The organism is Candidatus Cloacimonadota bacterium (assembly GCA_019429305.1).
Classification (GTDB): Bacteria; Cloacimonadota; Cloacimonadia; order Cloacimonadales; family JAJBBL01; genus JAHYIR01.
In genome coordinates this window covers 43,128-57,929 of record JAHYIR010000002.1, presented here as the reverse complement: position 1 = coordinate 57,929, position 14,802 = coordinate 43,128, and the positions used below count along the sequence as shown (strand labels likewise).

Genomic DNA, 14,802 nt, shown 5'->3' with positions numbered 1-14,802 from the left:
GGGGAGCAAACTTGCTCCCCTTTTTTTATTCTATAGACAGTTAATTAATTATAATAACTAATGTCTCTATTGATTATGACAACCCTTTGATATTGCCATCGTTATCTATATCGATGATCTCCGCGTTCGGTTTCTTTGGTAAGCCCGGCATTCTCATGATTTCTCCTGTTATAGGGATCAAGAATCCTGCACCTGCTGCTACCAAAATCTCCCTAACAGTAACTAAGAAGTCTTTAGGTCTTCCTAATAGTTCTGGATTATCAGAAAGAGATTTTTGAGTCTTAGCAATACAAACAGGAAGCTTATCAAAGCCATGTTTGTATATTTTTTTTAACTCTTTGCGAGCATAAGAAGTGAAGTCAATATTTACTGCACCGTAAATTTCAGTTGCGATCTTATAGATCTTTTCTTCTACCGGAGAATTCCAATCATAGAGCGGATTCAATTCACACTTTTCTTTATCAATTAAGCCAACGACTTTTTCAGCCAGATTAAGACCACCGGCACTTCCTTTTTGGAAATAATCTACTATCTCGATAGCAGTGTTCTTTTTTCGGCAAAAGTCTGTAATAATTTTTATCTCTTTTTCTGTGTCGGTAGAAAAGCGATTGAGTGCAACTACTGACTTCATGCCAAACTTGTTAATATTTTCTATGTGTTTCTCTAAGTTTACCAGACCTTTTTTTACTGCTTCAGGGTCGGGATATGCCAAATCCTTTAGTTTTGCATCTCCATGCATTTTTAAAGCTCTAACTGTTGCAACTAAAACAACAGCGGAAGTACAGAATTGACCATAGCGGCAAACAATATCAAAGAATTTCTCAGCACCTAAATCAAAACCAAACCCAGCTTCAGTGACGACATAATCAGCCAATCGAAGAGCAGTTTTGGTAGCAATAATACTATTAGCACCTTGTGCTATGTTGGCAAATGGACCACCATGTACAAAGGCAGGTGTATTCTCAGTAGTTTGCACTAAATTTGGGCGTAAGGCATCTTTTAAAAGTGCTGCTAAACTTCCTTGTACACCTAACATGCTCACTGAAACTGGTTGATCATCAAAAGTATAAGCTACTATGATGTCACCAATTTTTTCTTTTAACTCATCAAGGTTATTGGATAGGCAGAGGATAGCCATGAATTCGGAAGCTGAAGTAATATCAAATCCTTCTTCTCTTGGTATTCCTTGTCCTTTCCCACCTAACCCTATAATAACACGACGTAAGGATCGGTCATTAACGTCTAATACTCTTCGCCAGACCACTTTTACAGGGTCTATGTTCAATTTATTACCGGAATAAATATGATTATCAACCAAGGCGGCGAGTGTATTATGAGCTGCTGTTATAGCATGCATATCACCGGTAAAATGAAGATTGATGTCTTCCATAGGTAGGACTTGAGAATATCCGCCACCGGCTGCACCACCTTTGACTCCTAAAGTCGGTCCGAGTGATGGTTCACGAATAGCAACTATACATTTGTTACCAATCTTGTTTAGTGCCATAGAGAGCCCGATAGAAGTTGTTGTTTTCCCTTCACCGGCAGGAGTGGGAGTAATGGCAGAAACAAGTATAAGTTTACCATAAGGCAACTTTTCGATTCTTTTTAGGGCTTTATAAGTTAATTTTGCCTTACTGCTCCCGTAAAGTTCAAGTTCTTCGGGTTTTAAACCAATCGTTTTTCCAATATCTGTTATTCCTTTTAGTTTAGTCTTTTGAGCTATTTCTATATCACTGAGCATGTAATTAATTCCTCCTATGTAAAGTTCTGTCCTGATTTCTGTTGTTGTTATTTCTTAAACTATGATCTTATCTCTATATAGCGAAAGCCAGAGTATGTGAGAAATCTCTTCCTTGATTATTTTTTCCAAAACATCTTTAGCTTTCGACTCTTTTATTATATCTCTGATACCTTGGAAATAGAGCAGAGTATCCTTTTCAAAATTGATAGCAGTTTCTATCAAGGATAATTCATCTTTTGCCTGTTCAACAGTCTTAATCGCTGCATTAGGATTATTAAAGACTCTATAATTAACGATTGATTTTAGATAATCACTAACGACTTCTTGTTCACTACCCAAGTCTAAAAGTTCAAAATCATCTTTAGTGTGTAAATTATTAAAGGTAATTTCATGCTGTCTTTCTTGATCGCGAAGTTTTAACAATAATTCTCTTCCTTTTTCGTTTAGGTTTTTTCTTTGTAAAGCACCGTCATAAAAAGCATAACCACTTTTTTCAATTTGGATTGCCATTTCAATAATCTCGTTGACTGAAAAATCTGTCATCTAATACCTCCGATATATTCTTTCTTTAAACAGATAAATTTAGATTGAAACTATTTAAGAAAAAACGAGTCAATATACGAAGTCAATCTTTTTTATGAAGAAAAATTTCAATAGAATTTAAATACGAGAAAACTCTTGACCTTATCACAGTGGCAAAGAGTTTGGGAACAACAATTTTAGTTTAACATATATTGGAGGATTGTCTTGTTTATCATAGGTGTCTTGATTGTTCTAGGAATACTTGTAGTTGTTCACGAGTTTGGACATTATATTGCAGCTCGCTCTTTTGGTGTTGAAGTAGAAAAGTTTTCCATTGGCTTCGGTCCTAAGTTATTGGGATATAAATATAAAGGGACAAATTTCCTTATATCTTTAATTCCTCTCGGTGGTTATGTTAAGATGAGTGGAGATGAGCCAAAAGATGGAGTAGAGTTCAGCAATAAGGACTTCTATGGTAAGAAATGGTGGCAAAGGGCTGTTATTGTATTTGCAGGACCAATAGCGAATCTGCTCTTGGGTTTATTGTTGTTTACATTCTCTTTTTGGATTGGTCGAACAGTTGAAGATCATAAGCCAATAGTTGGCAAAGTATCTTCTCAGTACGAGAATCTATTATTACCTCAGGATCAAATTGTTGCTCTGAACAATAATGATATTGAATACTGGAGTCAGTTACCCGAGAAGACAAGAAAAGATGATATCAACGAAGTTGTTATTTTGAGGGATGAACTACTTATCAAAATGGTAACGAGAGATATACAACCCACTACTTGGTATACCGATATACAGCCAGCAGTGTTACCCATAGTTGGTTCGGTAACTCCCGGAATGCCTGCTTATCGTGCAGGTTTGCAGGTAGATGATTTAGTTATTGCCGTAGATGATCAAGAAGTTGACAGTTGGTACGATATGCGAGAGTTAATAGCTAATCATCAGCAAGAAACAGTCGAACTCACTATCAGAAGAGAGGAAGATACTCTTACTATTGCTATTGAATTGGAAAAGAACATCTTATTCGATACAGAACAGAAAATGATCGGGATCACTCAAAAACAACCGGTCAGTTATTTTCAAAGATTTGGTTTTTTCCAATCGATAAATTATGGAGCTATTTCTACGGTTACATTCATAGTAGTTAATTACTACGCCTTGTTTCGTCTGATTTCAAGGCCAATCATGGCAAAAGACCAACTTGGCGGACCCGTAATGATTGTTGCCATGTCCAAGCAAACTACAGCTTTGGGGTGGGGTGCAATAATCTATTTTGTTGCTTCCATTAGTTTAATTCTGATGATTATGAATCTCCTACCAATCCCAATACTGGATGGTGGACATATATTCTTTTACTTTATTGAAGGAATATTCAAAAAGCCGATACCACTCAAGACTCAAGCTTTGATCCAACAAATTGGTTTTATGATTCTCATAGCATTAATGATCTTTGTTTTCTATAATGATATTACCAGATTATTCAGGCGAGATCTCGCAATAAAGAGCCAGCAACAAACTATAGAAAACATTGAAATCCCTGAAAACTCATATTAGCGAGGTAGATTATTTTTAGTTTCTATATCGAAAAAAAACTTGCTAAAGCTCGTCTGGGAAGAATTCACACAAGTCATGGTGATATATTGACTCCTGTCTTTATGCCTGTTGGAACTTCAGCAGCAGTTAAAACCCTCACACCTGCTGAGTTAGAAGAAACTGAAACGCAAATTATTTTAGCAAATACTTACCATCTCTATTTACGACCCGGTCATAAGCTTATCGAACAGGCAGGAGGTCTGCATAATTTCATGGGTTGGAATAGACCGATCTTAACCGATAGCGGTGGCTTTCAAGTCATGAGCCTACAAGGACTAAGAAAGATAACCCAAGAAGGGGTGAGATTTCAGTCACATTTAGATGGAAGTTATCATTTTTTTACTCCTGAAAAGGTAATGGAGATACAAAGATCATTGGGTGCCGATATAATTATGGTGTTTGATGAGTGCCCTTCCTATCCGGAAACAAAGAGCTATATTGCAGAATCGATGAAATTGACACTTGAATGGAGTAAGAGATGTTTGGATGCTCATCAAGAAAATGATAAACAAGCACTTTTTGCTATTGTTCAGGGTGGTATTTATGAAGATTTACGGGAAGAGTGCGCACGGGCTTTAATTTCAATGGATTTTCCCGGATATGCTATTGGTGGATTAGCCGTTGGAGAAGAAAAAAAATATATGTACCGAGTTACGGAATTTCTTAATGATGTATTACCAGCAGATAAACCTCGTTACCTAATGGGAGTAGGTACGCCACTTGACCTGATAAGTAATGTGATGAACGGGGTAGATATGTTTGATTGTGTTATGCCAACAAGAAATGCCAGAAAGGGTACCGTTTTTACTTCACAAGGGAAAGTGATCATAAAAGCCGCTCGTTATAAAGAAGATTTCAGTCCTCTTGATCCCGAGTGTGATTGTTATACATGTAGGAATTTCAGTCGTGCATATCTAAGACATCTTTTTAATATTGATGAGATGTTAGCAATGAGATTAGCTTCACTGCATAGTGTTTATTATTACAATGTTCTCATGAAACGAATCAGAGAAGCTATCTTGGACAATAGCTTACAAGATATTTTAGCAGAATTAGCAGAATTATACGATGACAAAAGGGATGGAGAGTCAGATTATTCCAAAAAAAACTGATAGATTAAAAAGTGGTTTAGGTAGTTTGATCATAAAAAGTTACAATAAGATTATATTGACAAAATATCGGTTCAAAAAGGTAATTAAAATAAAAAGTTGAGGATAAATAATGATCGGGATACTTGAGTTAAAGACCAAGAAAGAAAGACAAGAAATAATTACCATGATCACAGCGTATGATTATTATGCTGCTAAGCTTGTCGAGAAAGCAGGTATAGATATTATTTTGGTCGGTGATAGCTTAGGTATGGTTATTAAAGGAAATAAGAACACTCTTGGAGTATCAATTGAAGATATTGTCTATCATACGAAAGCAGTAAGAAAAGGCGCAGGAGACACTTTTATAATAGCAGATTTACCCTATATGAGTTTTCACGTAAATATAGAAGAGACTAAGAAGAATTCAGCGAAATTAATTGTAGAAGGTGGAGCTGATGCGGTTAAATTAGAGGGGGGAAGTCCGAGTCGTATAGACATGATCAAGGGTATCGTAGATTGTGAAATTCCGGCAGTAGGTCATCTCGGTTTAACTCCTCAATCAATACATAAATTTGGTGGTTATAAAGTACAAGCGAAACAAGAGAAAGAGGCGGAACGGCTTATCAAACAAGCCATAGAAATAGAAAAAGCCGGTGCCTTTATGCTTGTTTTAGAAGCTATACCGGAAAAATTGGCTAAACAGGTTACTGATGAGCTTAAAATCATAACTATCGGAATCGGCGCTGGTAGATATACTGATGGACAAGTTTTGGTGTATAATGATCTTTTCGGATTATCAGACTATCAGCCCAAGTTTGCCAAACAATACATTGATTTAGCCGATATAATTACCAAAAACTTAATGAAATATGCACAAGATGTGAGGGATAAAAAATTTCCTGAGAAGGAGCATATATATTATCCCTTAACTGATACGGAATAATGATATTTGAGTTTAAAATATGAAGGGGACGAGATTTAAACTGCTTAAATACGGGAGTTGATATTAATGAATTTGGAAGAGAGAAGACAAGCATTGACAGCGATGCGTGAAAAAATGGAAGAGCATTTTGTGGAATTGGGACAGTTGCTTAGTGAAATGAAAAAGGAACAGATTTTCAGAATTTATGGATACGAGTCGTTCAAGGATTTCGTTGAAGACGAGTTTAATTTACCAGGTTCTTTAGTAAATAAACTAGTTAGCAACTATAAGTATTATGTTGGGCAGCTTAATCTGGATGAAAACGCTTTAGTCACTATTGGCTTGGACAAATTAAATCTATTGCGACCCATCATAAAGAAAGCTAATCAGTTAGAACAAGAAGAATGGTTACAAAAAGCTCAGAACGAGAAGTCAACGAAGTTGAAAGAAACTATCAAAGATTTAAAAGAAAAGAGCAAGAAAAAAAGTATGAAGGATGTCATTACCGAGCAATTTGTAGAGAATTTTGTAACCTTCTTCAATTGTTCTCAGAAGGAATTGATGTTTAAATTAGCTTTGTACTTCCAAGACTGTGATCTGAATAATATTGAGAAAACGATCAAAGATAAGCAACTAAAATTTAAAGAGAGTGATCTGATCACTTAAAAAACTGAATTACTAATAATTATATATAGAGGATAAAATTATGCAGAAAGTTAAAATACTTTGGGTAGACGATGAAATTGAACATTTTAAACCACATATAATGTTTTTGGAAGAAAGAGATTATGGTGTAAAAACCGTAACTAACGGTAGAGATGCTATTGATTGTATTTTGCAAGAACAATTTGATCTGATACTGCTCGATGAAATGATGCCCGGTTTAGATGGACTTAGTACGCTTCAGGAGATTAAACTTATCAATTCTTCATTGCCCGTTGTAATGATAACTAAGAATGAAGAAGAAGGTCTGATGGAGAAAGCGATAGCAAGTCAGATAGCCGATTACCTAATTAAGCCGGTAAATCCGAACCAGATTATTATGGCTGTTAAAAAGATCTTTCAAGCAGACGAGATACGACAAAATCGTATTGGTGAAGAATACTCCCAGTTTTCTACAAAAATAAACCAAAAGCTATTTGCCAAACCTAACTGGGATGATTGGGCAGAAATCTATCGTGAAATGTGTAAATGGGATTTGGTAATTGATGAGATCAATGATCCCGCCTTAGCTCAAACACATTTTTTGGAGAAACGTAATAGTAATTCCGAGTTCTGTAATTATATTGAAGAACAATATCCCCGGTGGTTAAAGAGTGACGAACGACCGGCTTTATCTTATGATGTGGTAAGTGAATATATAACCCCGCTATTCAAAGAGAATAAACCTGTTTATTTTATTATCCTGGATTGTCTTCGTCTTGATCAATACTATGCGATTGAACCCTTTATTTCCGAGCTATTTGATATTAAACTGAATCTTTACTATTCTATTCTTCCGACTGCCACGCCATATTCCAGAAATTCGCTTTTCAGCGGTTTACTTCCAGTTGATATAGCAAATGAATTTCCTTCTTATTGGGTTGATTTAGCAGAGATGGAAAATAGCCGAAACCGGAATGAACATCAATTATTAGATGCTCATTTGAACGACTTGGGTCATCATTTAGAACCATCGAGTAAATATGTAAAGATATTCAACATTGAGGAGGGTAACTTCGTTATCAGAAAGATAGAAGCTTGGAACAATGATAAACTAATTGTACTGGTTTATAACTTTCTCGATTTACTTACTCACCATAGATCTCGTGATCAGATCCTACAGGAGACTATTCCTAATGAGCAAGCGTTACGAGCTTTTACGAAACACTGGTTTCTCCATTCATCATTCTATGAAGCGTTAAAAGTAATCAGTAAACAGGATGCAATAGTTATTGTCAGTACTGATCACGGATCAATTCGAGTTAACAGGGCAACCCAAGCTGTTGGCGACAAAGAGACTACATTAACAGTCCGATACAAACAAGGAAAGAATCTGACTTCCAATGAGAGACATGCGGTATTTGCCAAAAGCCCAAATCTCTTTGGCTTACCGGCTAAGAATATAGTTGATAATTTTATCTTTGCTAAAGACGACTATTATTTCGTGTATCCTAATTCTTATCATCAATACCAGAAGCAGTTCAACGGAACTTTCCAGCATGGTGGAATCTCTATGGAAGAGATGATTCTTCCCCTGGCAATTTGCAGAACTAAATAATTAGATTATCTTTTGTTAATAAAAGACACTTTAGATTTACATAGTCCTAATGATGAAAGCATTTAATATCGATAGGGAAGAGGATACAATTAAGCTTGCTGAAAGAATTTCTCCCTTTATCAAGAGAGGTGATATTATTGCTCTCTATGGAGATTTAGGAACAGGCAAGACATTCTTCACCCGTTATTTATGCAAGGCGTTGGGTGTTAAAGAACTGGTAACCAGTCCCAGCTTTGTTTTGATCAATCAATATGAAGCTACTGAATTTAAAATAAATCATATAGATCTATTTCGTCTACACAATGAAAATGATGTCTTAGGCCTGGGAATTGACGATATCCTCGAAGATGGGGTCACAGTTATAGAGTGGCCTTTACTGGCTGAGTTATTCTTTAATGAGAGAACTATTAAGGTTTATTTTCAATATTCTCTAGAGGGTAGATCAGCTATTATAGAAAGCAATAAAGAGTTTTTAGCAGATATTAGCTAAGTTCTTATCTCCAGCGAAAACGCCAGATAATATCCACTCCGAAATCGTTTGTTTCTCTTCTCGATGCTTGAAGATAAAGAAAGCGGGTAATGGCATATTCAACTAAAATTTCTTCAAATACCTGATCCTGAGTTTTATCAAAACTGAAATCCCTTTTATAGCTGACAAAAAGGTTATCTGTTATATATTTACCAATTTCCAATCCGATCTCAGATCTTGTTGTATCTGAACGAAACTCTAAGACATCGAGTTGAAAACTTTCACCGATTACAGTGCTAAGTTGATCTGTTAATCTGTTAGCCAGAAAGCCACCTACAACTAATGCCTGATTCTGAGCTTCCGTTTTTTCACCTTGAGTCAGCTCATCAAAAGAACGACCAAAGAGTATGTAGGAGATGGCATCTGCTTCTTCAATCGGTTGATCATTTAATTCAAAAGCGATTTGCATATCTTCCAAGGAACCGGTGACTATCAGACGTAAGCTATTGCGAGTAGAATCAAGACCACGAAAACTATAAATTGCCTGTAAAGCAAGACTAGGATCGAGTTCCCGACCACCAGAAAATACAATCTCTCCCATTTCTATATTAAATCTTTTGCCGAAAAAGACATAATATCCACGGAGAGTACTCAGGTTACCAAAGATCTCAATATGAGGTCCATCAACTACTATGTTCAAGTCACCACTCATTTCGATATTCATATCAGAACTTCTAATCCAAGTATTTCGTGGGAAAGAAACAGCAATCTCACCTCTCAAATTTTGCATCTCAAATTTATCTGCTGGACTTTTCGTTACTATTTCATCTTCACTTATAGTTTGTCTCTCTCTAGTTTGTAGCAGTAAAGGTTTTTCTTTGCTATCAGTGAGCATGTCTCCAACCAATCTGTCGATATCTATTCTTCCGCGATTAATATCTATTCTACCACTAAACAGGGGATGATCTGGACTACCTTCAATCGTAAGTCTGCTATCGATCAAAAGATCAAGGGCAGCAGTATTGATGAGCTGGAAATTATCAGTTCTTAACTGTAAATTGAACACTGTCAATTCTTCATCCATAAGACCATTAGACGCACCTGCAAGATCTTTACCGAGTATTATATAGCCGTCGCTACTCAGTCTCCCTTGATTAGCATTGAGGTTGAACTGCTTCAGATCAAATCGGTTATTATCCAGCTCAAGGAGAAGGTTGAAATTTCGGTATCTAGTATTGATAACAGGTAAAGAAAAACCAGCATTGCTGATCTCTACAGATCCTATAGCTCTAATGTCGTTTATAAAGTTACCTATAGTTAATTCTGCTTCCAAGATACCGTTAAGACCCCTGATATCAGCGATCATACCATCAAAAGTGGTTAAAGCGATGTCACTCGTTCTTAGATTTACATAGAAATTACGATCTTCGTGCAGCTTCAAACCATCTTCTAAGGAGAGTTTTATTGGTAAATAGAGCACAATGTCAGCATAAGGGACTTCCTGTAGTAGCAGATTAAGGTCTGCTTGTAGAGTTTCTGTTGATGAAATGTATTGCATTGAAGCAATAGTTGATAGATCAGGCAGATCATGAATTCTGATCTCTGTAAGATATATATCGCTATTCAACTCGGGTTTAATCATAGTACCGAGTAATGACAAATCAATGGTCAATATACCGGAAGAGACAGGTAAAACTTCAAAAAGTTCAAGTAGCGGAGATAGATTAAATTCTTCAATTACCAGTCGGAAATTGTTGCTTTCCGATAAAGATAACAAACCGTCTATTTTAAATACCTGCTCTTGATTCTTGAGCGTGAAATCAGTAAAATCAAAAGTGTCTCCTTTGATACCGATAAAAGCATTATCCTCAGATAAGTACCAAAAATCTTCTAGTAGGTTGAGGTCCAGCCGATGCAGCACTATTTCAATCTCGTCATTCTGATAAATATCAGCGTTTAAAGTCAATGCAATATCAGGTGATTGGTTTACAATTAACCCAATATTGACCTTTTCTCTATCCAATTGACCGTTTAAAGTTAAAGTTTCCAGATGGATCTCATTTATTAATACATTTCGCAAGAATAATTCTATCTGAGCGAGAAATAGATCTTCTTCTTGTGTTATTGTAAACTCATTATAAATCTCTTCAGAGAATATGTTGCCATAACGGGAATCTTTTAAATTCAAAATCCCATTAACAGATAACTCTCCAAGAATTCCTGTTACACTACCACTCAAGACTCCTTGAGTTTCAATCATTTCTGCCAGAGGTAGAGAAGGGTCTCTCTCTTCTTCCAAGTCGTTTGTTATTAGTTCTTCATCTATCCAGGATAAGATAGGTGATATATTGTTGATAGATAGTATAAAATCTGCTTTGCTCTCTTCGGTTTCACTGATAAAGCCACTAACCTGCAAGACATTCTCAACGATATTACAAAAGAGGGTATCGATTTGAACACCCTTTTCTATTAAAGATGCTTTGAGCTCTACTTTCTCTATCGGGAAACCGGCAAATTCAGAAGCGGTTACTTCCAGCTGAAATTCAATTGGTCTTTCTTCAGGGTTCTTACCACTTACTGCAAATGTTATGTTAAGATTGCTGGGCAGATCTTCAAGAGCACTTATAAATGCCAAATCAAGACTCTCAATTCTACCTGTTAATTGAAAATCGCTTAAATGCTCAATATCTCCCATGTGGGCTATTAAACCTAACAAACCAAAGTCTTCGGTTAATAGATGCAAATCCGTTTGTAAGACTTTGTTATTTAACTCAGTATCTAAGCTAAATACCTTGATCAATATTGGTTCTCGGATAATGTCTTGTGCATGAAAGACAGAATTATACAGATCGATGCTGACAGTAAAAAAACCGGTTAGATAATCAAATCCGTTACCCGAGAGTATGATATTCCCATTGAGCAATGAATAAAAAGAATCATCGATTAACCATGCTGCAGGATTGAAATCAACAACGCTAATATTGGCAGTATATTCCGGGACCATTTCTGAATCAAGATATGGAGGATTGATCATCGCTAATGTCAGATCAAGCCTACCCATGTCATCCTGTAGAGCCAGACTTAAGTCTAACTTTTCGGCTTCGCCCCTCAGATCTACAATGAGCCGCAAATCTGTATCCTGCTTTAGATTGGGGAAGAGACGGGTAAAATCAGAACTATTATGAAGTGTTAATTCTAATTCGGCAGTGAGTTTTGTTAAGTCAATTTTTGTTTTGCTGGATGCCGTTAATAAAAAATTGTCAGTATCAAGTATAAAATCTGCTAAACTTATCTCATCGTCCGACATATCAGCAAAGAATGATATGTTATTGATATTGAGAGAAAATCCATTTTGCCAATTTATCTGTAGCGCAGTTTTTTGCAGATCAAATTTGAGTAAGTCAGCTTTCATGCTAAAAGTACTTTCTAAATTGAAATCGTTTATGGAAGAGGGAATGAACTGTTCTTCTTCATTCAATGTACGAATTACTATGTCGAAATTTGTCAGTGATATATTTTCTACATCTATCTCCCATCCCAGTTCTTGCCCCTCTTTTTCAGGTTTAGTTTCCTGTTCGGCTATCTCTTGGAAAGGTGCTAATTTGAGAATTCTTTGCCAGTTCCAACCATACTCTTCTTCTGCAATTATGATATCTAAATCATTTAACAGGACTTTAGTAACAATAACTTGTTTCTTCAATAAAGGTCTGAGCTGGTAGTACAGAGAGAGCTCAGATAGATAGAAAACTTGCTCACCCTGGTCAATGATCTCAATATCTCGTACTATTATGTGATTATAAAAATTACCCTCTAATGAACCAATAGAGAGTTCACCAGCCAAGTATTTTTCACTCTGATTGATAATGATCTTAGTTAATAAAGAGCGGAAGGGAGCAGTTTGGGTAAATACAGCAAACAAGAAAAGCAGGAAGAAGAAGATCACTAATAATAGTAGTAGAATTAGTAACAGCTTTTTGAGTTTTTTCATCATTAAAATGCCTGTCCAATACTAATAAAAACCTGCACCGGCTTACTACCTTCACCTATGGGAGTTCCAATATCGAGTCTAAATGGACCGACAGGAGTTGCAAAACGCAATCCACCACCGGCTGCATATCTGAGATCTTGAAAATCGTGATCAAAAGTATCTTCCCAAACATTGCCAAAATCATAGAAACCTACAACTGATAGTTGTTTCCATAACGGATATCTTAATTCAATGCTACCTTCTAAGAGACTTTTACCTCCTAAAGGTTGTCCTTCAGGTGACTTAGGGCCTAAATCTGAACGTGTCCAGCCCCTAACCGAATAAGATCCACCAGCATAAAGTCGATCCTCAATAGGGATATATTCGCCTTCTGCCAAACCTTTGATAGCGCCACCTTTTAGCCTTAAAGCGAGCACTAAATCAGATGATAAACCACGATACATTCTTCCATCTGTTACAATACGGACAAAACGGAAATCTGAGCCAAATCCTATACCAGAAAGAGTGATTGAGTTAGACACTAAAGACCCATTTCTAGGATAGAATACTGGTCGGGAAGAATCGCGCAATATACCCCAGGTTATACTTGATTTACGATAATATCTTGGAGTTTCCAGTAAATTTCTGTCCATAAAATCTGAAAAATGAGGTTCATTGTTCTCCATAAACGAAAATCCAGTTGTATGAAAAAAAGCTTCCAGAATATGATCATTATTTAATTCTCTGTTTCCTCTTATTTCAATTATCTCAGCACTCTCTATCAAGTTATTATCTTCATAGGTATAGGTTAGGTAGGTGCTTGTTCGCTGCGAAACCCAATAGTTTAAGGTCGTATTGCCACCGATCCTCTCTATCCGATATCCGGGCTCTCTTTCTTGACGATAAAAGGGATTGAGAATTACATTAGAAAGGGTTGTTGGGAAAGCTGGTTGATATAATCTGAAATTGATATGGATCGGCTCCAAATAAGATCTTTTAACTAGTAGGGTACCTTTTCTTAAACCACCCAAGAATCTCAGTCTATTTACTTCTGTAAAATATCGGAAGCGTCTTTCTTGAATTAAATCTGAGTATTTATCTATCTCTTCAATTTCAACTTCATAACCGATACCGAAATTAAGTGTTATAGTATCATTCTCACGCACAGTAATTTCTACAGGCACATTTTCTCTAACCGTGTCTAATCTTAAATTGACACTAACAAATTGAAACACTCCTAATGATTGTAAACGACTTCTCGTTTGTTCCAGTCTTCTTTGGCTGTATTCATCACCGGTCTTTATATTGATGATACGGGTTAGTAAATGCTCCGAAATTTTATCTAAACCGGTGAATCGGATTTCAGCAAGATAAGCTTTGGGACCGGGATCAACCAGATATGTTATATCTACTTCTTGTTCAGACTCGGTTAAAAATAAATCATGAGCTACTTTGATAAATGGATAACCAAGTCTGTCGAAATAATTGCTGACTGTTTTTATATCTTCGCGGAAGACAGCATCAGTAAAAGGAGATTGTTCTTTTAACTGTAAAGCTTTTTTTAAGGCAATGATCTTTTCTTCTGCAAAATTTTCTGATGGAGATTCTGGGAAACGAAAATTTATGTTTCGGACTCTTACTCGCTCTCCTTCATCGAGAATTAATCTAATCGTTACTTTTGTTTCGGGAGCATTGTAGATCAAAACCGGTTCCTCAATTTTGATGTTCAAAAAACCGGCTCTCTGATAGTTTCTTTGTATCCTTAACAGGTCACCATCTAACAACCCCGCTTCGTAGTGAGGAGCTTTCTTCCAAATCATAAAATTTTCTAAGAAAGTCTTCGAGCGTACTTCCATTAGAGAACGAAGATGACCAGAAGATAAATGATCATTTCCGATAAATTCTACTTTACGTACTCTTATATCTTCTGCTTGAGAGAATAAATCAGTGAAAGTACTACTCATCAATAAAATGATAGCAATAATGATTAGTACTCTTTCGATATGATTAAACTTCATCTTCTACATTCTCTCATTAGTTTTAGTTATTTATCTTACTCTTATAGAATCATTAACTTCGAAAAGATAATTGCATATGTCAAGACAAAAAAGTTCTTGAAAAAGAATATTCGATTTGTTGGTTTCAATATATAAAGCTATAATTATAATCTCTTCGAATAATCTTTAGGACTGTTAATGCTATGAGTGTTATGTTAGCAACTA

The 14,802-nt window shown here is 36.0% G+C and carries 10 protein-coding genes; 6 read left to right on the top strand and 4 right to left on the bottom strand.

The features are described 5' to 3' along the window. Positions 1-73: 73 nt before the first annotated feature. Entirely contained in the window at positions 74-1,744 is a 1,671-nt protein-coding gene (locus K0B81_01600; protein ID MBW6515295.1) for a formate--tetrahydrofolate ligase, read from the bottom strand. Between the two features lie 54 nt (positions 1,745-1,798). Beyond that, complete coding sequence (locus K0B81_01595; GenBank protein ID MBW6515294.1) at positions 1,799-2,287, bottom strand: ferritin family protein; 489 nt, start codon at positions 2,285-2,287, stop codon at positions 1,799-1,801. Positions 2,288-2,491: 204 nt separating this feature from the next. Here K0B81_01595 and rseP point away from each other — a divergent pair, with 204 nt between their 5' ends. The 6 genes from rseP (at position 2,492) to tsaE (ending at position 8,634) form a co-directional block, all read left to right on the top strand. Continuing rightward, complete coding sequence (gene rseP / locus K0B81_01590) at positions 2,492-3,832, top strand: RIP metalloprotease RseP (GenBank protein MBW6515293.1); 1,341 nt, start codon at positions 2,492-2,494, stop codon at positions 3,830-3,832. An 11-nt stretch (positions 3,833-3,843) separates the two neighbouring features. After that, complete coding sequence (gene tgt / locus K0B81_01585) at positions 3,844-4,983, top strand: tRNA guanosine(34) transglycosylase Tgt (GenBank protein ID MBW6515292.1); 1,140 nt, start codon at positions 3,844-3,846, stop codon at positions 4,981-4,983. A 109-nt stretch (positions 4,984-5,092) separates the two neighbouring features. Continuing rightward, entirely contained in the window at positions 5,093-5,905 is an 813-nt protein-coding gene (gene panB, locus K0B81_01580; protein MBW6515291.1) for a 3-methyl-2-oxobutanoate hydroxymethyltransferase, read from the top strand. A 66-nt stretch (positions 5,906-5,971) separates the two neighbouring features. Continuing rightward, positions 5,972-6,550, top strand: a complete 579-nt coding sequence (locus tag K0B81_01575) for a hypothetical protein (protein MBW6515290.1) — start codon at positions 5,972-5,974, stop codon at positions 6,548-6,550. 40 nt (positions 6,551-6,590) lie between these two features. Next, positions 6,591-8,144 (top strand): response regulator, encoded by a 1,554-nt coding sequence (locus tag K0B81_01570; GenBank protein ID MBW6515289.1) that lies wholly within the window; start codon positions 6,591-6,593, stop codon positions 8,142-8,144. A gap of 49 nt (positions 8,145-8,193) precedes the next feature. Continuing rightward, the gene (tsaE, locus tag K0B81_01565) at positions 8,194-8,634 is read left to right on the top strand and encodes a tRNA (adenosine(37)-N6)-threonylcarbamoyltransferase complex ATPase subunit type 1 TsaE (GenBank protein ID MBW6515288.1); all 441 of its coding nucleotides are present in this window, start codon (positions 8,194-8,196) and stop codon (positions 8,632-8,634) included. 4 nt (positions 8,635-8,638) lie between these two features. On the opposite strand, the gene K0B81_01560 is transcribed toward tsaE, so the two are convergent. Beyond that, complete coding sequence (locus K0B81_01560; protein MBW6515287.1) at positions 8,639-12,604, bottom strand: translocation/assembly module TamB; 3,966 nt, start codon at positions 12,602-12,604, stop codon at positions 8,639-8,641. Beyond that, positions 12,604-14,598: a BamA/TamA family outer membrane protein gene (locus K0B81_01555; protein MBW6515286.1), complete on the bottom strand. Its 1,995-nt coding sequence runs from the start codon at positions 14,596-14,598 to the stop codon at positions 12,604-12,606. The genes K0B81_01560 and K0B81_01555 overlap by 1 nt, the downstream gene beginning before the upstream one ends. Between the last annotated feature and the right edge of the window lie 204 nt (positions 14,599-14,802).